Source organism: Lysinibacillus canaveralius, assembly GCF_047301505.1.
In the GTDB taxonomy this organism is placed as follows: Bacteria; Bacillota; Bacilli; order Bacillales_A; family Planococcaceae; genus Lysinibacillus_B.
The window spans coordinates 3609933-3630869 of sequence record NZ_CP154840.1 but is presented as its reverse complement, the minus strand read 5'-3'; the positions used below and the strand labels follow the sequence as shown (position 1 = coordinate 3630869).

At 43.9% G+C, this 20937-nt stretch carries 21 protein-coding genes and 1 other RNA gene; 13 read left to right on the top strand and 9 right to left on the bottom strand.

Features of this window, described 5'->3' with window-relative positions:
• The first annotated feature begins 156 nt into the window (after window positions 1–156).
• Window positions 157–1107: a hypothetical protein gene (locus AA0Y26_RS18320; protein WP_413363468.1), complete on the top strand. Its 951-nt coding sequence runs from the start codon at window positions 157–159 to the stop codon at window positions 1105–1107.
• 253 nt (window positions 1108–1360) lie between these two features.
• Here the strand turns inward: AA0Y26_RS18320 and AA0Y26_RS18315 are convergent, their stop codons facing one another.
• Genes AA0Y26_RS18315 through AA0Y26_RS18305 form a run of 3 tightly spaced genes read right to left on the bottom strand, consistent with a single transcriptional unit; the run spans window position 1361 to window position 3601 of the window.
• A complete protein-coding gene (locus AA0Y26_RS18315) occupies window positions 1361–2089 on the bottom strand; it encodes an amino acid ABC transporter ATP-binding protein (protein WP_413368307.1) in 729 nt (242 codons plus the stop codon).
• A gap of 27 nt (window positions 2090–2116) precedes the next feature.
• Complete coding sequence (locus AA0Y26_RS18310; protein ID WP_413363467.1) at window positions 2117–2782, bottom strand: amino acid ABC transporter permease; 666 nt, start codon at window positions 2780–2782, stop codon at window positions 2117–2119.
• Window positions 2783–2815: 33 nt separating this feature from the next.
• Window positions 2816–3601, bottom strand: a complete 786-nt coding sequence (locus AA0Y26_RS18305; protein ID WP_413363466.1) for a transporter substrate-binding domain-containing protein — start codon at window positions 3599–3601, stop codon at window positions 2816–2818.
• Window positions 3602–3838: 237 nt separating this feature from the next.
• On the opposite strand from AA0Y26_RS18305, the gene AA0Y26_RS18300 reads away from it, so the two are divergent.
• Window positions 3839–4159 carry a hypothetical protein gene (locus AA0Y26_RS18300; protein ID WP_413363465.1) on the top strand — a complete coding sequence of 107 codons (321 nt, stop codon included), beginning with the start codon at window positions 3839–3841 and terminating at the stop codon, window positions 4157–4159.
• A gap of 120 nt (window positions 4160–4279) precedes the next feature.
• Here AA0Y26_RS18300 and AA0Y26_RS18295 read toward each other — a convergent pair whose 3' ends face one another.
• Together AA0Y26_RS18295 and AA0Y26_RS18290 are read right to left on the bottom strand one after the other, a co-directional pair.
• Window positions 4280–4915 (bottom strand): hypothetical protein, encoded by a 636-nt coding sequence (locus AA0Y26_RS18295; protein WP_413363464.1) that lies wholly within the window; start codon window positions 4913–4915, stop codon window positions 4280–4282.
• On the bottom strand, window positions 4915–5994 hold the full coding sequence (locus AA0Y26_RS18290; RefSeq protein WP_413363463.1) for an ankyrin repeat domain-containing protein: 1080 nt from the start codon (window positions 5992–5994) through the stop codon (window positions 4915–4917). The genes AA0Y26_RS18295 and AA0Y26_RS18290 overlap by 1 nt, the downstream gene beginning before the upstream one ends.
• A 667-nt stretch (window positions 5995–6661) precedes the next feature.
• On the opposite strand from AA0Y26_RS18290, the gene AA0Y26_RS18285 reads away from it, so the two are divergent.
• The 7 genes from AA0Y26_RS18285 (at window position 6662) to AA0Y26_RS18255 (ending at window position 14473) form a co-directional block, all read left to right on the top strand.
• Window positions 6662–7531, top strand: a complete 870-nt coding sequence (locus AA0Y26_RS18285; protein WP_413363462.1) for a MurR/RpiR family transcriptional regulator — start codon at window positions 6662–6664, stop codon at window positions 7529–7531.
• A 5-nt stretch (window positions 7532–7536) separates the two neighbouring features.
• Window positions 7537–8673, top strand: a complete 1137-nt coding sequence (locus AA0Y26_RS18280; RefSeq protein ID WP_413363461.1) for an amidohydrolase — start codon at window positions 7537–7539, stop codon at window positions 8671–8673.
• On the top strand, window positions 8670–9485 hold the full coding sequence (locus AA0Y26_RS18275) for a GNAT family N-acetyltransferase (RefSeq protein WP_413363460.1): 816 nt from the start codon (window positions 8670–8672) through the stop codon (window positions 9483–9485). The genes AA0Y26_RS18280 and AA0Y26_RS18275 overlap by 4 nt, the downstream gene beginning before the upstream one ends.
• Window positions 9485–10591 carry an o-succinylbenzoate synthase gene (gene menC, locus AA0Y26_RS18270; protein WP_413368305.1) on the top strand — a complete coding sequence of 369 codons (1107 nt, stop codon included), beginning with the start codon at window positions 9485–9487 and terminating at the stop codon, window positions 10589–10591. The genes AA0Y26_RS18275 and menC overlap by 1 nt, the downstream gene beginning before the upstream one ends.
• Window positions 10592–10696: 105 nt before the next feature.
• Window positions 10697–11791: a hypothetical protein gene (locus AA0Y26_RS18265; protein WP_413363459.1), complete on the top strand. Its 1095-nt coding sequence runs from the start codon at window positions 10697–10699 to the stop codon at window positions 11789–11791.
• Window positions 11792–11914: 123 nt separating this feature from the next.
• Window positions 11915–12973, top strand: coding sequence for a hypothetical protein (locus AA0Y26_RS18260; RefSeq protein ID WP_413363458.1), 1059 nt, complete (start codon window positions 11915–11917; stop codon window positions 12971–12973).
• 63 nt (window positions 12974–13036) lie between these two features.
• Window positions 13037–14473 (top strand): hypothetical protein, encoded by a 1437-nt coding sequence (locus tag AA0Y26_RS18255; protein WP_413363457.1) that lies wholly within the window; start codon window positions 13037–13039, stop codon window positions 14471–14473.
• 54 nt (window positions 14474–14527) lie between these two features.
• On the opposite strand, the gene AA0Y26_RS18250 is transcribed toward AA0Y26_RS18255, so the two are convergent.
• Together AA0Y26_RS18250 and AA0Y26_RS18245 are read right to left on the bottom strand one after the other, a co-directional pair.
• Entirely contained in the window at window positions 14528–15217 is a 690-nt protein-coding gene (locus AA0Y26_RS18250) for a zf-HC2 domain-containing protein (protein WP_413363456.1), read from the bottom strand.
• The gene (locus tag AA0Y26_RS18245) at window positions 15214–15696 is read right to left on the bottom strand and encodes an RNA polymerase sigma factor (protein ID WP_413363455.1); all 483 of its coding nucleotides are present in this window, start codon (window positions 15694–15696) and stop codon (window positions 15214–15216) included. The genes AA0Y26_RS18250 and AA0Y26_RS18245 overlap by 4 nt, the downstream gene beginning before the upstream one ends.
• 579 nt (window positions 15697–16275) lie before the next feature.
• Here AA0Y26_RS18245 and AA0Y26_RS18240 point away from each other — a divergent pair.
• Window positions 16276–16485, top strand: a complete 210-nt coding sequence (locus tag AA0Y26_RS18240; RefSeq protein ID WP_413363454.1) for a hypothetical protein — start codon at window positions 16276–16278, stop codon at window positions 16483–16485.
• Between the two features lie 44 nt (window positions 16486–16529).
• Window positions 16530–16886, top strand: a transfer-messenger RNA (tmRNA) gene (gene ssrA, locus AA0Y26_RS18235).
• A gap of 125 nt (window positions 16887–17011) precedes the next feature.
• On the opposite strand, the gene AA0Y26_RS18230 is transcribed toward ssrA, so the two are convergent.
• On the bottom strand, window positions 17012–18157 hold the full coding sequence (locus AA0Y26_RS18230) for a tyrosine-type recombinase/integrase (protein ID WP_413363453.1): 1146 nt from the start codon (window positions 18155–18157) through the stop codon (window positions 17012–17014).
• Between the two features lie 57 nt (window positions 18158–18214).
• The gene (locus tag AA0Y26_RS18225) at window positions 18215–18832 is read right to left on the bottom strand and encodes a helix-turn-helix domain-containing protein (protein WP_413363452.1); all 618 of its coding nucleotides are present in this window, start codon (window positions 18830–18832) and stop codon (window positions 18215–18217) included.
• A 174-nt stretch (window positions 18833–19006) separates the two neighbouring features.
• Here AA0Y26_RS18225 and AA0Y26_RS18220 point away from each other — a divergent pair, with 174 nt between their 5' ends.
• Entirely contained in the window at window positions 19007–19267 is a 261-nt protein-coding gene (locus AA0Y26_RS18220; protein WP_413363451.1) for a DNA-binding protein, read from the top strand.
• A 73-nt stretch (window positions 19268–19340) separates the two neighbouring features.
• Window positions 19341–20855 carry a YfjI family protein gene (locus AA0Y26_RS18215; RefSeq protein WP_413363450.1) on the top strand — a complete coding sequence of 505 codons (1515 nt, stop codon included), beginning with the start codon at window positions 19341–19343 and terminating at the stop codon, window positions 20853–20855.
• Window positions 20856–20937: the final 82 nt, after the last annotated feature.

Genomic DNA, 20937 nt, shown 5'->3' with positions numbered 1-20937 from the left:
ACAATTCATCTTCAAGAATTGTCCCTGGTTACGGAATATTAAAAATATGAAAGTAACCTTTAGATGAGTTGTATAATCAAAATTTAACAGTTTATTCTAGGATTTATAAAAAGTGAGTGTTACATTTATTAAGTAAATAGAGGGGGGGTTCTTATTATGAGAAAATTAATATTACTTTTAGTCCTGTTACTAAGCATTTCTGTACTTCCTACTTCTTCAAAAGCGAATGTTGTCTGGGATGGAGCCGAGGTAGTCAAAGGGCAAACGGGGAAAATGACTTTTATAAAAGATGTTAAAGTTTACAAAAAGAATATCCATGGAGATTTCGAGTCATTAGTTGTTAAGAAAGGTAACTACTTCCGTGTATATGCCAATGAAAAATATAGTGGCCAAACCTACTATTGGATGAGCTCTGGATATCGCGTCCAGGCAACAAATCTAGTTGTTTTTAAAGAAGTGCCGCTTGAGATTCGTAAATCTTTTTATAAAAATCCGGTCACTGTTTTTTCAAGCCGAAACAAAGCGAATATTTTATATACTAATGTTGATGCAAATATCTTTGACAGTCCTGGTCAATTAACCTGGCCATATGGAGGGATTATTAGTGAACGGGGAGCGTCGTCTCATTGTATTTGTGTAGCAGATTCAACCGAGTCTTGGAAATTTGAACCTACAGATATTACAATCGTAGATAGCAGACAAGTACCAAAAGGTATATTAGTAGCTAAAACAAGTACAAATATTTATGATAATCCATTAGGTAGTAATACTAAAAATACGGCAAGAGTTAATAAAGGATTTTATTTTTATAATTATGGGCTTGAAATCAATGGTTACATTAGATATTTAGATAATCGATTCATCCAGCCTTCTGATTTTGAGGCGGCTACAAGCAAAGGGACACGGTATATACAAAAAGAGGTAGAAATCATTTCTCAAGCTACAGCTGATTTATCCTATCCCAATTACCCGCAACTATCAAAATTAGAGCCAAACTATAAGGTTGAATTACTTGCCACATATGAAGATAAAAGTATTGTCTTATATAATGATATCTATTATGAAATCGCTGCAAATGCACTTGGTCTTTATCCAATAGAACCATAGCATTGTGATACAGTAAGAATAGTAGTACTACCTGTTTCATGGTAGTACTACTATTTTTAAATTACTATTCATTTTATTGCCTTGTTCAGTTATATGTCCCAATTGTGGAGTAAGAAACCCCCAATACCAAAACAAAATTTTTAATGAAGCTTTTCATAAAGAGAGGATCTTTACGAAAAGCTGCAAAGGGCTGAAGAAGTCAGGGACAATAAAACAAGGTCCTGTCTAAATAGATAGATAGGACCTTGCAGCGTTATTTCAGCGATGTCGATTTTAGGAATTCCCGCGTTCGCTCTTCTTTTGGGTTATTGAAAAACTCGTCAGGTGTGCCGTGCTCGACAATTTTCCCATCGTGCATGTACACAATGCGATCGGCCACTTCTTTAGCGAAGCCCATTTCATGGGTTACAACAACCATTGTCATACCTTCTTCAGCCAGGTCTTTCATGGTTGTTAAAACCTCGCCCACAAGTTCGGGGTCGAGTGCCGATGTTGGCTCATCGAACAGCATGATGTCCGGTTCCATCGCCAGTGCTCTGGCAATCGCCACCCGCTGCTTTTGCCCCCCTGAAAGTTTGCTGGGGTAGACATCCGCCTTATCCTCGAGGCCCACTTTACTCAGCAACTGCTTTGCGTTGGAGATTGCCGCCTCTTTGCTGGCTCCCTTTACCTTGATCGGGGCTTCGATAATGTTTTCCAGAACCGTTTTATGCGGGAACAGGTTGAAGTTTTGGAACACCATCCCGACCTTTTCCCTGATTTTGTTCAGGTTATCGGTACGTGGATTGACTTCTTTTCCTTCAATGATAATCTGGCCGTTATCCTTTTTTTCCAAAAAGTTCAAACAGCGAAGGAGGGTACTTTTCCCCGAGCCGCTCGATCCTATTAAACAGACAACATCGCTCTCGAAAACGGTCATATTGATATCCTTCAATACATGCAGGTCGCCGAACGATTTATTTAATTGCGTTATTTTAATCATTTCTCTCGTATCCAATCTGTACGCCTCCTATCGGTCACTTATTGCTAATTTCCGTTCAACTCGGTTCACGATGAATGTCAGCAGTGCTACCAGCAATAAATAGTAAACTGCTACGATGAGTAAATAGGTCATTTCATCGAAGTTATTTGATCCTAGTGTTGTCGCCACGTTGAACAGCTCGTTCATGGAGATAAATGCGGCTAACGAAGAATCTTTTAAACTGATGATAAATTGATTGCCTAAAGGCGGCAGCGCGCGGCGGAATGCCTGCGGAAGGATAATGCTTCTTAATGTCAGCGACTTTGTCATCCCTAAAGAGCGTCCTGCCTCAAACTGGCCTCTGTCGACAGATTGAATCGCTCCCCGAAGGATTTCGGAAATGTAGGCCCCGTTATGTAATGCTAGAGCAATCGAAGCGGCCCAAAAATCTGGAAGAAGGAAAATCCCGCTGATTCCGAAGTAAAGGATAAAGATTTGAACGATAAGCGGTGTCCCGCGCACCAAATACACATAGATATCTGAGATAAGTGCTAAAACTTTTATTCTGGATATTTTTAATAAGGCAAACACAAGCCCGATGACGATTCCTAGTAAGATAGAAACAACCGTCAGCTCTAGTGTTAAAAGCATCGCTTTAAAGAATACACCTTTTGTTTCTGATAGTATGTCGAAAAAATGTGAGAAACTTGGCAAAGTATTACTTCCTTTCTTTGTATGGTATAGGATTTATTCCTCTGGTTTCTTGGTAATGTCCTCACCAAAATATTCAATACTGATCCGAGTGAGTGTCCCATCTTCCCGGAGGTTTTCCAGCGCTTCGTTTATTCGCTTTAGGAGCTGCGGGTTATCCTGGGGCAGCACGATCGCTTGTTCACTGCGATTAATTAACTGCTGGCCTATAATCTCAAACCCTTCCTTGGCAGCAGTTTTCCCGGTAACAAAATCCGTGATTACCGCGTCATGACGCCCGCTGCTCAATGCTTTTAAAGCAGTAATATCGCTGTCATACGTTTTTACGTTATCCGTATATTGGGAAGCTGTATCGGCATAGGTCGAACCTTTTGCTACGGCAACTTCCTTGCCCTTTAAATCTTCGACCGTCTTAATGTCACTGTCTGGTCTAGTGAAAATCTGCGGTCCCGAATAATAGTAGGGGGTAGAGAAGGAAACATGTTTGCTTCGCTGCGGATTGATCGTGTGGCTGGCAACGGCCGCATCCGCGCGCCCTGTTTTTACCCCTTCCACAATCCCTTTGAATTTGATGCGCTTCTGAACCGGCTCAAGGCCCAATTCTTTTGCAATCGCTTCGCCGACCTCAATATCAAAACCAGACATGGTGAGGTCATCATTTATGTAGCTGAATGGCTTGAATTCACCGGAAGCCGCGAACACAAATTGATCGTTATTGATCAGTTCCGATCCGTCGTCAAGCTTCTCCTTCTCGGCACAAGCAGACAAAAAGCAAACCGCAAATATACTAAAAACCAATAGTAATTTTTTATTTAACATCATGTTGGCTATCAACCCTTTTCTCTTTCATTTATTCTGCAATGGCTTCGCTAGCTAGCTTGCTTATGAAAGTAAATACCCTATTTACTCACGGTAAAACAAAAAGCGCCAGGCACCGTTCATGGTTCCTGACGTTTTTTGCCTGGCTGGACAGCCTGTACGGCTCGTTTATGTCGGCTCTTTTCTCTATTATGACTGCTGATGATAGGGCTCTTCGTAACAAGTATAAGTGGGGTTTTTTTGTCTAAGCTCTATAATAAAATAAAGGAGGGTGATATTTTAAGTATTGTAAAAGATTATTTGATCGAACAAAAGAAAATAGAGACTGCCCAAGTTAATTTAAAATTGGTGACAACTCCTGAAGGCGATAGTAACCTAGTCGCTGCTGTTGGGAAATTGGAAGATAATTCGATTGAACAAGTAGACTTACAAGAAATCGAGAAACAAATCAATTACAACGGTCCGATTTCCTCTTTAGATGATTCTTTTCTAGTGAATCCAAGCTCTTCAGAAACGAAAGAATTCATGCAAAAGCTTCTCGAAAAATTACAAGACGAATGAATCAAATCCGGATTCATTCGTCTTTTTATATGCTGCATTTACTTATGATACGGTTTACCGCTTTTTAGCTTCTCATGTAAACAGTCATACCCAAGCGCAAAAACTTCGCAATTCATTAAATCAAGAGAACTGCCAAAAACCTGCTACTGGATCTTGACTGTCGTTCGTCCCGGTTTTGGCGAAAAGATAGAGGGAGCCAAAACCAAAAGGATAGCTGTGATCATCTTGAAACAGCGTGTCGGGGTAACCGTCTTCATCTACCTGAAAGAAAAAAGAAAATGAGTCCTCCGTCAGCTTCGTAAAATAATAATCTTCATGTTGAATAAGCCTCGGGTTCCCGCCCAGTTTAATCAAAAAAGACTGATCCATCGATTTTTCGTCATTGCTGATTATCCCGTCTGAAATCGCATGTTTTCTAAGACCTGGATGAGTAAACAGATCGTTGACGCTTTCCGCTGAAATGGGATGCTCCATCACCTTTATCGAGCAATTCGGATAAATATTGTGGTCCAAATAGTCCTCATATTCCTCCGGGATAAAGATTGAAATCATGCTCTCATGTTTAAAGGGGTGGGCGAGGCACAAGTAAAAGTAATATTTTTTGGTACCTTCCTGGATAAGATCTGCCCGGTTATCAAAGTATCCAGGTGCATTCCCGCCGATCCATCCTGTACCGTATTCGTTCGGCAGATCCGGCTCGGCATAATAAAGAATACAGTCCGTTCTTTCGGTTAAAATATTCGTGCGGTTCTCCATTACAGTTCTCCATCAAGAAATTGAATGAGGTATACTTCAGGCCGTGCAAGAAACGCCGGAAAGCTGCATAAATCTGCATAGACCTGGTGTTCCACGTCATAGCAGCCTATCATGCCTTTTTTCTTTGGATTCCAGACAAGCAGCAGATCAGAGTAATTGTCGATATCGGCTGAAAGACGCAGCAGCTTTTGCCCGCCTACTTTCATCTCGATCGTATCGGTCAAAGTGAAAAAGTCGATATGTTCGATACCGAATTCATTTTCTGCCAGCTCAAGACGGAGATTGTCTCCGGTAAGAAAGCTGACCAGCTCATCCGGGAGTTTATATTTCTTCAGCTCATACTTCTTGTTTTCCACATTATGAAGGTCAGCCGGCTCCAGTGCTCTCAGATAGTCAGCCATGGCGGTGTCCTTGTTGCTGACTGCAATCGTATACGGCCGCTCACCGTCTTTTTCCGCTAACGTAACGTCCGCTCCGTGTTCAACCAAAAATTTGACCATGGCCAAATTGCCCATACGCGCGGCCACCGTCAGCGGAGTCGCTTCATAAGGATAGACCATGTCCGGTGTATTCGTATTGATGTCCACCCCTTGATCGAGCAAATAGGTGAGTGTCTTATAGTCATGGTCGGATACGGCCTCTCGCAATACAGTACCGCCATGCTGCTTGATATCCAATCCCAGCTCCTGGATAAGCGGGATATTTTTCTTGTTTCCGTAGTAGGCCTGTGAATAGGCGCCTGACCCCGTTTGATTGACCTTGTCCAGCTCGGCTCCTTGCGCTGCAATATACCTCACGATGTCTTCCTTGCAATGGCGGACAGCCCGCAAAAATGCCGGGTTATGATGGACATTCAGGTCGGCCCCGTGCTCTACCAGCAGCTTTACAACCTCCATCTTCTGCGATACAAGCGCCAGATCCAATGGGCTTAATGTAATATACTTGCTAAGTCCAATTCCTTCTTCAATGTTCCAGCCTGCTTCAATGGCAGCCTGCAAAGCCGGCATATTTCCTTCGTAAATATGCATGGCGATTTCCGGCAGCTCCTTGAACTTCCCGATACCTTTTAAAACGATCATCCCAAACCCCTCCTACAATTTGCATTAGTTACTTACTTATCAAGCTGTGAACCGCAGCGCTCGTCTCTTGTCCCATCCAATGTACAGTAATCATACGGTCCGCCATTTTTCAAAAGGGGTGAGAAAACAGATACTGGCTGTATCGGCTTCATAACAAATTCCCTCCGCTTCCGGAAATCCTCGAACATCTGATTTCAATATGAATATTTCTTCATCCATACATCCAACAGACATGATCGGCTCCGCGAGGAACGCAGACAAGATAAATGGAAATCACCCATTTGATATGTATCATATTTCCATTATAATGATCATTTGTCCTGAATACACTTCTTTTCACCTGAATGATGAAGATATGAAAGATCCATTCACTTTGCCCTGTTTATAGTGCGGTTCATCAGGATGAATAGAAGCATGTGGGGAATATCTCATTTATGAAATAAAAAATTTTGCCTATCGACATAGGAGTTTTACTCAATCTTTCTTTTAAAGTAATAAGTTTTGTTTAAATAATTACCTTTTCTAATAAAACTGCATTCGCCTTATAAAAGATAGAGTAATAAGAAATTTCAGAAAAGTATTGCAACTCATATGTAACCGTGCTAAAGTAGTCCGTATATTTGAAGCGTGAACTTCATATTTTACTAGAAAAAAGGAGGAGCTTCTTTTGAAGGATGCAAAAACGATCAAAGGGAAAATCGAACAGCACTTTAGCTCGTTGTCAAAAGCACAGCAAAAGGTAGCGTCCTTTGTTTTACATAATCCTACGTATGTCGGCGTTCATTCCGCCGCTGAAGTGGGGGAACAGGCAGGGACGAGTGAAACGACTGTCATCCGCTTCTGCTATGCTGTCGGGTTAAATGGATATGCCCAGCTGCAGAAGGAGCTCACGATGTACTTATTCGAGCACAATACGAACAGTACACTCGGCAATTATGTGTCCTCGAAGGAGGAGCTTTTTAAAGAGCAGGCACTTTGCGAAAAGGTGATGGGCCAAATCAGCAATCAAATTGTCGGAATTGCCGGACAAATAGATGGCAAGCAGTTTTTACAGACGACGAAAAAGCTCCATGAAGCGAAAACGATCTATCTCGTCGGAGCGGGCGCATCGAATTTCGCCGCCCAGTGGCTCCAGTTCACCCTGAATATGCTCCGTCCGAATGTCAAGCTTGTCCACGGGGAGACGAGCATGCTGATCCGCACCTTGCAGGAAGCGGATGAAACGGCAGTAGCGGTCGTCATTTCCCTGCACCGCTATTATAAAGAGCCAATCCAGCTTGCGGAGGAATTCAGTAAGCGCGGTGTCTATACGGTCGCCATTACGGATGCCAATGTAGCACCCATTCAGGCAGTCGCACATGAAGCGTTCGTCCTGCAGCAGGCAGAGCTTTCTACAATCGATATGATGCCTGCCCTGATTTCCTTTTTGAATACGCTCGTCGTCGGCATGATGTCGCATGATGCAGCTTACTATAATGAACAGCGTGTAAAGTTTGATGATTTTCAAAATAGCTTTATTGCGAACCGATGGAGTTGAGAGAAATGATAAAACAACAGGTAACAGAACGAATACAGCATGTCTTTGCTCACCTGCATGCCAATCCGGAAATCAGCTGGCAGGAGACGGCAACAACCGCCTATCTGGCTGCCATGCTAAAGGAGGAAGGGCTGGAGCCTCATACGTTTGATGATATGACGGGCTTCTATGTCGATATTGGTGAAGGTGTACCGAAAGTCGGGTTCCGGACAGATATGGACGCTCTTTGGCAAGAGGTGAACGGTGCATTCAAAGCCAATCACTCGTGCGGGCATGATGGCCATATGACAATGGCGATTGGCGCGGCATTATTCATAAACGAACAGAAACAATCATTATCGGGTGCTGTCCGGTTCATTTTCCAGCCGGCAGAGGAGAAGGCACAGGGCGCAAAGGCTTTCGTCGAGAAGGGTGTCGTCGATCCGCTGCAATTTCTTTTTGGTGTCCATGTCCGCCCCCTCGTGGAACTAGCGGAAGGGATGCATGCCCCGGCATTATATCACGGCGCGGCAAAGCTTTTTACCGGGACGATTACCGGGATAGAAGCACACGGGGCACGGCCGGAGCAGGGAATCAATGCGATTGAAGTGGCGGCTGCTTTGGTGGATGCATTAAAACGCATCTGGATCAGCCCGACAGAATCGGCCTCGATCAAGATGACACAGCTGCAGGCAGGCGGGTCTGCCACAAATATTATTCCGGGGTCTGCTACATTCAGCATTGATGCCCGTGCCCAGACGAACGCCACGATGGATGCACTGACAGCAGGCTTGAAACGAGCCATTGCTGCGGTGGAAGCATTGTACGGAGCGACAATCACGACAACGATGGATGCGCATATTGCCGCCGCACAGGTAAATGAGGAAGCGAAAGCGATCATGAGGCAGGCAATCATCGATACAGCAGGGGAGGAGCACTGTGCCCCTGATGTTGTAACACCAGGCGGGGAGGATTTTCACTTTTACGCCTATAAAAGACCCCAGCTGAAAACAACGCTGCTCGGTTTAGGGTGCGGCGTAACACCGGGTCTGCACCACCCGCAAATGACGTTTAATAAAGAGCATTTGCCAACCGGTGCCCAGATCATTGCACGGGCACTAACGCTGGCACTACAGCAGGCAGAAGGAAGCGATGCAGGATGATTTCAATTAAAGAGCTGACAACGATCGAGGAAATGGAGCAGGTGCAAAAGCTGGAGGAGCGTGTCTGGGGAATTCCGCCCCTGCCGACACATCAGACGCTCACGGCATCCAAAAACGGCGGCATTCTTGTCGGCGCCTATGACGGCGAACGCTTAATCGGTTTCAGCTACGGCTTTGCCGGTCTAAAGGACGGCAGGAGCTATTTATGCTCCCATATGCTCGGTATTGATGAAGCCTACCGCTCGCAGCGCATCGGTGAACGCCTGAAGCAAGCGCAGCGAAAGCTGGCAATTGAAAAGGGCTATGAGCTGATGGTGTGGACGTTTGATCCGCTCGAAACGCGAAACGGTTATTTGAACTTAACAAAGCTGAACGGCATTTGCGATACGTATATAGAAAACTGCTACGGCGAAATGCAGGACGGGTTTAACAAAGGCTTGCCATCTGACCGCTTTGAGGTGCACTGGCACTTAAAAAGCGACTATGTCAGTGAGCAGCACACACCTGCTGAAGCGGCACATGCTGCTGCCATCGGAGAGATTACATTCGATGAAAACGGCTTGCCTCTATTAAGCTACCAATCACTCGATGATTTGACAGAACCGGCTTACCGCTTGCCGGTACCGAAGGATTTTCAGGAACTCAAAGGACAAAGCCAGGAGCATGCCATGCATTGGCGCTTTGCGACACGCGACATATTCCAGGCGATGTTTGCAGCGGGCTACGCAGCGGTCCGTGTCCAGGTGAATGAGCAGTGGAACGATTACATTTTTGTGAAAAAAGCATCACTAGCACTTGGAGGGGACAAATGATGAAAATTACCGAAATAACAATCCGTCATTTACAGATGAAATTAAAGGCGCCGTTCACGACAAGCTTCGGCACATTTACGAATAAGGATTTTCTTCTTTTGGAGGCAAAGGACGAGGACGGCACAATCGGCTGGGGAGAATCTGTCGCTTTCCATTCACCGTGGTACAACGAGGAAACGCTGAAAACAAACTGGCATATGCTCGAGGATTATTTGATCCCGCTGATTTTGAATAAAGAGATTGCCCACCCGGATGAGGTAAGCGACATTTTTGAGCCGATCCGGAAAAACAATATGGCGAAATCCACGATCGAAGGGGCCATCTGGGATATTTACGCACAGCAGACAAACCAGTCACTTGCCGCTGCCCTTGGCGGGACAAAGGATAAAATTGAAGTAGGCATCAGCATCGGTATCCAGCAATCGATCGAGGAGCTGGTATCGCTTGTAGAGGAGTACGTAAAGGACGGCTACAAGCGCATCAAGGTAAAAATCAAGCCGGGCTGGGATGTAGAGGTCATGCGCACATTGCGTGAAGCGTTCCCGGATGTGGCGATCATGGCGGATGCAAATTCAGCGTACCGTCTGGCGGATGCAGAACTGCTGAAGCAGCTGGACGCGTTCAATCTGACAATGGTCGAGCAGCCGCTCGCATCCGATGACATCATTGACCATGCAACACTTCAAAAGCAGATGAGCACACCGATCTGCCTGGATGAAAGCATCCACTCACTAGAGGATGCACGAAAAGCGGTCGAGCTCGGTGCGACGAAAATCATCAATATTAAAATCGGGCGTGTCGGCGGCTTGACGGAAGCGAAGAAAATCCATGACTACTGTGAATCTGTCGGTGTACCGGTATGGTGCGGCGGCATGCTGGAGTCAGGTGTCGGGCGTGCGCATAACGTGGCGTTAACGACACTGTCAAACTTCATCCTGCCAGGCGACACAGCAAGCTCCAGCCGCTACTGGGAAAAGGACATTATCGAGCCGGAAGTCGTGGCGGAAAACGGCTATATCCATGTACCGCAAACGGCAGGCATCGGCTATGAAGTAAACCGTGACACAGTCGAGGCTTATACGGTGGAGAAGAAAGTATATAAATGATCTTTCAACCTTAAGCACTGAAAGATGCTTAAGGTATCTCTTACCATTATATTTTCAGAATTTTTAAATAAATAGGAAGAAAAATACAAAAAAGCGGGTGAATCTATGAAAAGAAGTTTACAGATCGGCGGGGCATTCGTCGGGCTGATTGTCGGCGCCGGCTTTGCTTCCGGCCAGGAAATCATGCAGTATTTTACGAGCTTCGGCATTATGGGAATTGTCGGCGGACTGATTGCGACGGCTGCGTTTGCCTTCCTTGGAATGGCGCTTGCGCAGCTCGGCTCCAAGCTGCAGACATCATCCCATAAAGGGGTGATCTATCATATCGGGGGACCTTATATCGGCTTCATTCTCGACTTTCTGATCACGTTCTTCCTGTTTGGCGTTGCAGTCGTCATGTTTGCGGGTGCGGGCTCTACCTTCAACCAGATGTTCGGCATTGATCCGATGCTGGGGAGCATTATCATGGTCGCCGCAACCATTTGCACGCTTCTTTTGAATGTGAAAAATATCATCAACCTGATTGCGGTCATTACACCGTATTTAATGGTCGTCATCTTCATCATTTTGATTTACTCCATTTTCACGATGGACATCTCCTACTCGGAAGCGAATGAAATGGCGCAGACACAGAGTGCAGCTGCCTCTAACTGGATCGTCGGTGCATTGCTGTACGTATCGTATAATATTGCAGCCGGTGCCGCGATGCTGATCGTCATGGGCGGTACAGAAAAGGACCGCAAAGTAGCGGGTCTTGGAGGAGCAGTCGGCGGGCTGATGCTCGGCGCGCTCATCATTTTGATTAACATAGCCATGTTTATGAAGATGGACGCCGTGGCAGGAGTAGAAATGCCGACGCTAGAACTGGCAAACCAGATCCACCCGGCAGTCGGGGTACTGATGGCCATCGCACTGCTTGGCATGATGTATAACACGGCCGTCGGTATGTTCTATGCCTTTACGGTACGCTTTGTGGAACCGAATCATAAAGCATTCAAGCCAGCGATTGTCATCATCGGTCTTGCAGGCTTTGGGGCAAGTTTTGTCGGCTTTACGACCTTAGTCGGAAAAGTGTATTCGACAATGGGCTACCTCGGCTTTGCCTTAATTATCGCGGTCATCATCGCATGGATGAGAAAAGATAACAGGGAACCGCAAACAGAAGTCACGATCAACAAGCAGGCAGGGCATTTGGAATAATCATTCCAAATGCTTTTTTTAATGGCGCCGCATTCCCATTCATGCCCCCCGCGCTGCAATCATAGGCTAGTACAACAGCGTTTGGCAGGCAGCACGGAAAAAAGAGGGACAAGTAGGTGTTGTATGAAGAAGAGCTTTCAAATTGGCGGGGCGTTCGTCGGGCTTGTGACGGGGGCAGGCTTTGCCTCGGGTCAGGAAATCATGCAGTATTTTACGAGCTTTGGAGTCATGGGAATTCTCGGCGGGCTTGTGGCGACGATTGTGTTTGCTTTTTTAGGGATGATTTTGGCACAGCTTGGGTCGGATTTGCAGACGGCCTCCCATAAGGAAGGCATCTATTATATCGGCGGGCGTTTTCTCGGCCCGGTGCTGGACATGCTCATCACGGCCATCCTGTTTGGCGTTGCCGTCGTGATGTTTGCAGGGGCAGGCGCTACCTTCAATCAGACATTCGGCATCCATCCGATGATCGGAAGCATCGTGATGGTGACAGCGACGATTTTGACATTGCTGCTTGATGTGAAGAACATTCTGAGGGTCGTCGCGATGCTGACCCCTTATTTAATGGTCATTATTTTTGTTATTTTGCTTTTTTCCTTCTTTACGATGGAGTATTCGATCGGCGAGCTGGACGTGATCTCACGTGAACAGCCGGCAGCGGCATCGAACTGGTGGATGGGGGCCATTTTGTATGTTTCCTATAATATTGCGGCAGGGGCTGCGATGCTGATCGTGATGGGCGGGACAGAAAAGAACCGCAAAATAGCGGGACGCGGGGGCATACTCGGGGGTGTGATGCTCGGTCTTTTGATTGTCCTGATCAACCTGGCGCTGTTTGTCAAAATGGATGTGATCGCCGGTGTCGATATGCCGACACTTGAGCTCGCAAAGCAGATCCACCCGGCAGTCGGGGTCTGTATGGCGCTTGTGCTGCTTGGCATGATGTACAACACGGCGGTCGGCATGTTTTACGTCTTTACGGTACGCTTTATCCCGCCTGATAAACCGATGTTTAAGCCGACCATCGTGCTCGTAGGATTCATCGGCTTTGCGGCAAGCACGGCCGGCTTTACGACGCTTGTAGGGAAGCTGTATTCCACGATGGGCTATCTCGGTTTTGTCCTGGTCATCGCCATCATCTTGGCATGGGCACGGAATGAAGACAGGAGAAGCCGCCGCTAGCGCGAATGTTTAAAAGATGGAAATTAGTTTATAAGAAGGGTAAAGCAATAAAGGGGGCCTATCGTGAAAAAACTACTACTCGCAGCCGGTATCCTTTGCTTGGCCGGCTGTACAGAAAATGAAACACCAGAAGCGGAAGAAAACGAAGCCGTAGAGGAACAACAGACAGAGGTACCGGAAGAAAGGCTGACAGAGGGGGAAATCAAACAGCGGCAGCAGCTCCTCGGTGTACTGGAGGATGTAGTTTATGAGTTCGGTGTCGTGACGGATAACTCCTCGTTCAGTGACAGCCGCTACGGCCTGGCCCATGCCGACTTGATCGATATCAACCAGGACGGACAGGACGAGCTGTATATGTTGTTTAGAGGTTCAAGACACCACGATAGCGTATTCGACCACCGCAATCAGGACGGCTATATAGTGGAAATCTGGCAGGCGAACAAGGAAGCTGAACAAGCGGTCCTCCTGCATCATGATTTCATCAATCTCGATTCCCTGGCGCCTACGGATATGAGCATTTCCTTTGTCACAACAGGCAAGGGGGAAGTACTGCTGAAGAACAGCTACTTCCAATCGGACGAACAGGAAAACTTCGATGAATCCGTGTATTATGCATATCGTGACGGGACATTCGAGCAGGTGCTCACAACCTATCACAGCGCCGGGGAGCAGGAAGCATACCGGCTGGATGATGGAAATGTCAACAGGGAAACGTTTGAGCGGCGCCTGCAGGACTACGAAGGAGAGGAAGTCCCCATCCTGAAGAGCGAGGAAGGGGAAAAGGCATTCGCCTTTGATACAGTCGATATTTCAGGCAATATCGGACGCGTATTCTCTGATCTGACGGAAGGCTTCAATACAACATTGGTGGATGGGGAAGAGGCTTCCGAGGAAGCAATGGCCGACATTCAGGAAGGCATATCCGAGTTTACGTTCCCTGTCAAAATCGATCAGCGTGACAAGGCAACGTATGAGCCGATCATCACGAGCCTGATCGTAACGGGGAAGGTACCGCAGGATGGCGGCAATCTGGATTACTTCATGGGCTATAACGAAGAGACGGTTGCCAAGCAGATGAAGGCACTCCACAATATTGACGTGGACGCTGCTGCACTCGACCTGCCGTCCCCGCAAACGCCTGATAACACAACCCTTCTGCACTACGCGGACGGTGTCTTTTACGTCCCACCGAGTGACTTCCATAACCGGCACGTCACGCGTGAGGTAACAGCCGCAGCAAAGGTAACGGACGACACGTATTTCGTCACGTTCCGCGATACCTTCTTTGACCTCATGGGCTATATGGATGGAACACAGGATACCGACTTTGATCTAGCGGAGTACGAGGACGTCCCGATGAGCGAATGGCCAAAAGAAACCCAGGCCTATATCTCGAACGGCATCCCGAGCTATGCGGTCGTAAAGCTGGTGGACGGGAAGGTACAGATCCCTTATATGGGCTACCGCAACTTGACGGAGGCGGAGCTTGAGAGTTTTTAACTAATAGAAGAAGCGCCTGTTTGAACAAGTATTCAAACAGGCGCTTTTTTACGGCTAGTCAAAATTGAAACGGCTCTCCACTTCAGGACTTGCTTTCGGCAGCTCCATTCCTTCCTCCCAGACAAGGATGGCGTCATCAGGTGCGCCGTAATAGATCGCTTTTATATCCGGGCCTTTCCCGTCCTCCTTATACATGTCTAAGTCGATTGAGTCATACCAGTTTTCAAGCGTATACGGCAGCTCGGACTTCTCCTTGATGATCGGACGCAGCGGAATCATATAGAAATTGCCGTCATCGTCTATATCATATTTCAGCCGGTACAGTGCATAGCCGTCCGTAATTTCTGCATGGTAGGCGATCCTGCCGTCAGGGAGTATGCTGACATCGGAAATTTCCACGTCCTCCGAGGCAACGGTTGTAATATTCCATTCAAACAGACCGTAATAGCCGCCCCAAAGAAGCAGGCATACCACCGTCGCAATGGCGATTCCCTTCAAGAACGCCTTTTTCCTCGTCTTGTTCCAGAAGGCTGACATGCTTTTCAGTGCAGTCCGGTCCTTTTGGTTATCCTTGATATCCTCCGGCGCCAGCCGGATATCCTGCTTGATGGCTGCCAGCTCGGCCCGGCACTCTTTACAGTTCGACAGGTGTTCCTCGATCATGTGCCTGCTCGCTTCGCTGCACACCTCATCATGATACAGCGGCAGCAGGTCCCGTACGACATCACACGGCAATTTGTTCATTGCTCTTCCTCCTTCAGCCTCGTCTGCAGTTTCTGTTTGGCCCGGTGAAATGTAACCCGCGCCCAGCTCTCCGTCTTCCCGAACAGCTGGCTGATCTGCCGAAACGACAGCTCCCCGAAAATCCGCAAAGTAAACACTTCCTTGTACGGCTCCTCCAGCCGGTGCAGCGCCTGATGGATCCGGAACACGTTTTCCTTATCCGTCATCAGCTCCTCGATGCGCACGCCTTCCTGTTCCGGTATGTCCTCGTCAGAAAACCGCTTCTGTTTATCCAGATAAGTAAAATATGTATTTTTCGCAATCTGACACAGCCATACATGCAGCTTGCACTGACCGTTGAACGACTCGATGCCTTTTAAAGCCTTGAAAAATGTCTCCTGCGTAATCTCCTCGGCAACTTTGTCATTGCGGCTGAGCGAATACACAAAGGCATACACATCCTTGAAATACCGCTCATAAATATCCTCGAACTCCGTCACATTCCACCCTCCTTTCCTACATAAGACCAGGCTACAGGCCATTCGTTACAAAATTGGTGGAGGTTTTTTATTTTTTAACCAAAATATGTACTTGACCACACATTCCACTACGGGTGGACGCTTTTCCCGTTGGAAGCTTTGCTCTGCATCGAAAGCGCAGCGGCAGATGCACTCGCCACCCTGCGTTACATGTGCTTTTTCCTCTATAAAAAATAACCGTTCCTTCTAGTATACTTTCAATGTCTGGGAGGGAGGGCTAGCATTTTATATAAGAACCCTTTGATCTTCCAAGCACAGCGCATCTTAACAAGTACTTTTAGCAAGTGCTGATCGTCTAGTAGTCTAAGATAGTATTGGAAGATTTTTAAACAGTCAAAACGTCTATTCGCTGATTTTGACATACAACTTAAATAAAAATAAGCGACAATCTATATGACATTTATTTTACGTTATGTCGTATATGGATTTGGCTGTTTTGCAATGTGCAGCAGTTAAAGATGGGCGGAGAAAAAGGATCTGTGTCTATCTTTATAACAAAGGGATTAGAGCTGTAATTCCAAGTATGTCAGAAGTTTTCGTATGGAGGATAGAAAGAAGATTTCCATAGAAAAGGAGGAAGAGAATGATTTGGCAGCACCACCAGTAATCAATAGGGAAATGGGGCAGGCACTTCTCTTGAAGTTATGCCGCTCACACGTTATAATAGGTACTGTAAGTTGCCAGTGGGTATCTACTCATACGATACTCATTATAGAACAAGTGCGTTTTGTTCTACCCGTACACGACTAGCTCGTGACCCGGACATAGTGCGTATTATACGCCTTCTATCATTCGGGGACGTTACGGATTCGACAGGGATGGTTCAAGCTCTAGTCGCGCGTCGGAGGTCTCGGCTCCGTCATCAACGGAAGTTATATAATAACTGGCAAACAACAAAACTTAGCTTTCGCAGCGTAAGCTCTTAAGCGCTCCGCCTCTGCATCGCCCATGTGCAGTCCGTGGGGCCCAACTTTAGTGGGATACGACCTGCTGGTACCACCTGAGTCAGCGGTAAGAGATTTCCAGGTTAGTGCACAGGACGCCTGTTTGTCGGCATAATGCTGCACGAATCGCAAGTAGACAAACTACACGCGTAGAAGCTGGCGTATTGGAGTTTCTGGACGCGGGTTCGACTCCCGCCGTCTCCATACATAGAAATCATTGGATTTCAAACAGTGTCAAAACCCTTGATAATCAAGGGTTTTTTCTTTTATCCTGGTTCATCAAATGTCATTGGATTTCATTCAATGGCATTTTTAATGGCATTTTTTCAGAGTTAAAACTCCATATACTTTGCAAACTTTTCAACTGCTACTTCCTTAGCTTTTTCGGTTACGTGAGCGTAGATATTCATAGTTGTTTGTACATCCGTATGTCCTAAACGGTCTTGTACTTCCTTAATAGTTGCACCAGCTTCAAATAACAATGAACAATGAGTATGACGGAGTCCATGTGTAGTGATTTTTTCTAAATTATATTTTTCCTGTACTTGAACAATCCATTTACGTGTTTTTGTTGGTTGGAGATAATCGTGGTACTCATTACTGAAAACAAGTTGATTAGGTTTTAAAGTGTTGATCCCTAACTTTAAATAATCTTGTGCCTGTTGCTTTTTCCAAGTTTCTAAAATAGCCATCGTTACTTTATCCATTTTTATTGTACGGATAGAGCCCTTTGTCTTCGTTACTTTTACATATAGTTGATTTTCTTCACCACGTGCTAAGGCCTTGTTAATACGGACTTCGCTATCTTTGAAATTGATATCGTTCCATTGCAATGCCAGTGCTTCACCTTTACGCATACCACTAAAAGAAAGCAACCTGAATAATGCATAAGCTTTATAATTACTTTCTTTCTCCAAGCATTTTAAGAAGTGAATTAATTGTTCTTTTGTATAGTAATTAATCGTTTCATCTTCAATAGGAATATCGAGACTTTTAGGCATCGTAACTCTTTTCATTGGATTATCGTTAATGATCCCCAAGGTCACTGCGTAATCAAATACTTTTGAAGCGTATGATTTTACGGTGCGATATTTTTGTAGTTTATTGAACCAATCATTTACGTGCTTTTGGCAAGTTTGCACATTAACTTTTCCAATTTTATAGTCACCCAATGAGGGTAATATATGATTCTTAAATATACCTGTAGTCTTAACGAACGTACTTGCTTCTACAGTATTCTTATACTGCTCAATCCATAAAAGATAAATTTCTCTATATGTTTCAGTAGCTTTTTTACGGTAGTCTCCTCGCTCTATTTCTAATTGTAGACGGGAAAGGGCCAATTTAGCTTCTTTCTTTGTAACAAAACCACTTCTTGTTGTTTTTAACCGTTTCCCGGTTAATGGGTCTGTTCCAATATAGAGTTGAAATTTATAAAACTTCTTACCATTCTTTTGGTAACTTTGTATGTTAGCCATGAATTTTTCTCTCCTCTTTAGACGCTTGCGGGGGCAAGAGAGAAAGTCTTATTTAACTTAGAATATTAATTTGCAAAGTTGAATAAGTTTTTCTTTATCTTCTTTTGAGAGAGGTTTGCTTGAGATTGTTACAGCATAATAATCGTTTAAAATGGTTTCTAACTCAATATGTTTAGTTAATAAAGGATGTGTATGATCTCCAACATTAATAAGTTCATGTTGAAAATCAAACAATTCTGCTTTTGCTATCATTAATTCTTTTTCTAGATCCTCGATTTCCATATCTAAATGTGTAAGAGTATCCCTATAGGTATAGATGCCTAACTCATCACCTGGATAAATTTTATCAAGTTCATGTGAGTGTTCTTCTGTTATTTTTTTCTTCGCTGCTAAAAAAGTTTCAAAATCATTTTTTGCATTTATCCAATTATTAAATAGAATATGATATTTCTCGATATTAAGATTTTTAGTATTATCTTCAATTAATTCTTCTACTGTCATATTCCCTAATTGAGCAATAAGGTAAAGTCTCTCGGGTCCAGGGACAGAAACATTATTTTCCCATTTTGACACTAAACCTTTACTAGAGTTATTCACCAACTTCCCGAACTCTTCCATACTTTTCCCTAAGTTTAGTCTTATCTTTTTAATCCTATCCCCAATCGTCTCTTTCAATATTGGCACTCCCTTTCGCTTTGTGTAACTATAATATACCAAGTTTATTAAAGTTTCAAATTCATCTTGACATCTCTAGTTGGATTCATATAACATCAAATTACACATTTTGTATAAAAAAGTTTACTAATTTAGTTTCAAAATGTTTCGTAAAATGACTTTAGGAGTGATAAAGTGCTGATTAATTTAGATTCATTAGAAGAACAAATTAAAAAAGTTGTAATTGAAGCTACGAAAGAAGCATTAGTTTTAAATACTAATAATCAGGGAGCTAGTGAATGGATGTCTATGAAAGAAGCAGCTAGTTATATTGGTGTAAGTTACAACAGTTTTGTGAAGTTCCGTTCTATGGGGCTAGCTGTGTGTGAAATCGATGGTATTAAACGTGTTTCTAAGAAGGAAATAGATGCATTCTTAATGAAAAATAGTTTTTAAAATCTTGGGGGCAAGAGATTAAATAAATTTTGAAATGGTAAGGAAGGTACATATTATATTGGATAATTCGGAGATGCAAAATCAGATTAAAGGGATACTTATGGAATGGGAAGAGCCGATTAAATTAGATGAAACGAGAGTACCGATTTTTGATGTATCCATTTTTCCCGATTGGATTAGAAAATTTATTAAGGCAGTGCAAGAAGATACGCAGACGCCGATAGATGCTCCTGTAATGGCTGCCCTTGCTGCTCTTTCTACTTGTATAGCAGGGAATTTTGAAGTAGAGGCTAAGCCAGGTTGGAATGAAACATTAAATACCTATACAATGATGGCACTTGATCCTGCCAGTAGGAAGAGTACGGTATTTAATCATTTTATTAAACCAATTGTAATCTACGAATTTTCTCTAAAAGAAAAATACAATAAAGCTATTCTTAATGAAAAAATAGAAAGAGAAGCCATTCTAGAGAAAATTAATAAGCTCGTTGAGAAAAGAAAGAAAATGAATGATGATATAAAAATTAAAGAAGCTACAGAAGAAATAAAAGAATTATCCGAGATTGTAGACGAAGAAATAAATCCGACAATAAAAATCCCTAGAATAATAACAAGTGATGCTACTCAAGAAAAATTAGCTGTTTTAATGCATGATAATGAAGAAAGGATGGCCTTGTTAACAGCTGAAGGTGGAGAGGTTATTCAAATTATGTCGGGAAGGTATTCGGGAAAAATTAATATTGATATTTATTTAAAAAGTTTTTTACCAGACAATATTACAATAGATCGTTTAAGCAGGCCAAATATAACAATGTCTAAACCAATGTTAACAATAGGGCTATTTGTCCAACCATCGGTTATTAAAAATTTGCCACAAGAATTTGCAAACCGTGGACTAACACAACGTTTTCTATTTTCTGTTCCTAATTCAAATTTAGGAACAAGGAGATCAAGGACTAAAACTATTGATGAGTTGGTGGCGGAAAATTATAAAAAGAACATTACAAAGTTATTGGACATGAGATTTCGGAAGAATGTGTTAGAAGAAGGAAGTAAGAAGCTCGTATATCCGACTATTCTACGCTATGAAGACAAAGCATCTGAATTTATACATACTATTCATGATGAAACAGAGAGCTTACTAAAAAATCGTGAGTTATCATCTGAATTTATTGGATGGCTTGGAAAAATGAATGGACAAATAATAAGAATATCGGGATTACTTCATGTAGCCGAATATGTGGAGTTGGATAAAGCAGAAATTCCTAAAGAAATTTCATACGAGACGCTTTATAAAGCCTACAGTATTCGAAATTATTTAATAAGCCATACTGAAAGGGCGCTTGGAATTATTGACGAAGATCAAAATGTAGAAGATTTAAAATATGTAGTAAAAAAACTAATCAGCTACAAAAATGAAGGGGAAGAGATAATACCTTATCAAAGCCTGTGGCAAAGTACGAAGTCTAAGTTTAAAAAAGCAGAAGTGTTAAAAGATATTGTTTATTATTTGGAGTCTTTACACTACTTGAAGTTAGAACAGAATGGGAAAAAATTGATGATTATAATAAATCCCTTACTTAAATGATCCGTAAGGGTAAATAGGGGAGTACTAGGGTTTTTTTTATAACTTGTAGTAGTGGAGCAATAAGAGTTAAGTAGTTATTAGG

Coding starts and splice junctions, on each gene's coding strand:
- AA0Y26_RS18320 (WP_413363468.1), top strand. CDS start 157: ATGAGAAAATTAATATTACTTTTAGTCCTGTTACTAAGCATTTCTGTA.
- AA0Y26_RS18315 (WP_413368307.1), bottom strand. CDS start 2,089: ATGATTAAAATAACGCAATTAAATAAATCGTTCGGCGACCTGCATGTA.
- AA0Y26_RS18305 (WP_413363466.1), bottom strand. CDS start 3,601: ATGATGTTAAATAAAAAATTACTATTGGTTTTTAGTATATTTGCGGTT.
- AA0Y26_RS18295 (WP_413363464.1), bottom strand. CDS start 4,915: ATGGAGAACCGCACGAATATTTTAACCGAAAGAACGGACTGTATTCTT.
- AA0Y26_RS18290 (WP_413363463.1), bottom strand. CDS start 5,994: ATGATCGTTTTAAAAGGTATCGGGAAGTTCAAGGAGCTGCCGGAAATC.
- AA0Y26_RS18280 (WP_413363461.1), top strand. CDS start 7,537: ATGATAAAACAACAGGTAACAGAACGAATACAGCATGTCTTTGCTCAC.
- AA0Y26_RS18275 (WP_413363460.1), top strand. CDS start 8,670: ATGATTTCAATTAAAGAGCTGACAACGATCGAGGAAATGGAGCAGGTG.
- menC (WP_413368305.1), top strand. CDS start 9,485: ATGAAAATTACCGAAATAACAATCCGTCATTTACAGATGAAATTAAAG.
- AA0Y26_RS18265 (WP_413363459.1), top strand. CDS start 10,697: ATGAAAAGAAGTTTACAGATCGGCGGGGCATTCGTCGGGCTGATTGTC.
- AA0Y26_RS18260 (WP_413363458.1), top strand. CDS start 11,915: ATGAAGAAGAGCTTTCAAATTGGCGGGGCGTTCGTCGGGCTTGTGACG.
- AA0Y26_RS18250 (WP_413363456.1), bottom strand. CDS start 15,217: ATGAACAAATTGCCGTGTGATGTCGTACGGGACCTGCTGCCGCTGTAT.
- AA0Y26_RS18240 (WP_413363454.1), top strand. CDS start 16,276: ATGGAGGATAGAAAGAAGATTTCCATAGAAAAGGAGGAAGAGAATGAT.
- AA0Y26_RS18230 (WP_413363453.1), bottom strand. CDS start 18,157: ATGGCTAACATACAAAGTTACCAAAAGAATGGTAAGAAGTTTTATAAA.
- AA0Y26_RS18215 (WP_413363450.1), top strand. CDS start 19,341: ATGCAAAATCAGATTAAAGGGATACTTATGGAATGGGAAGAGCCGATT.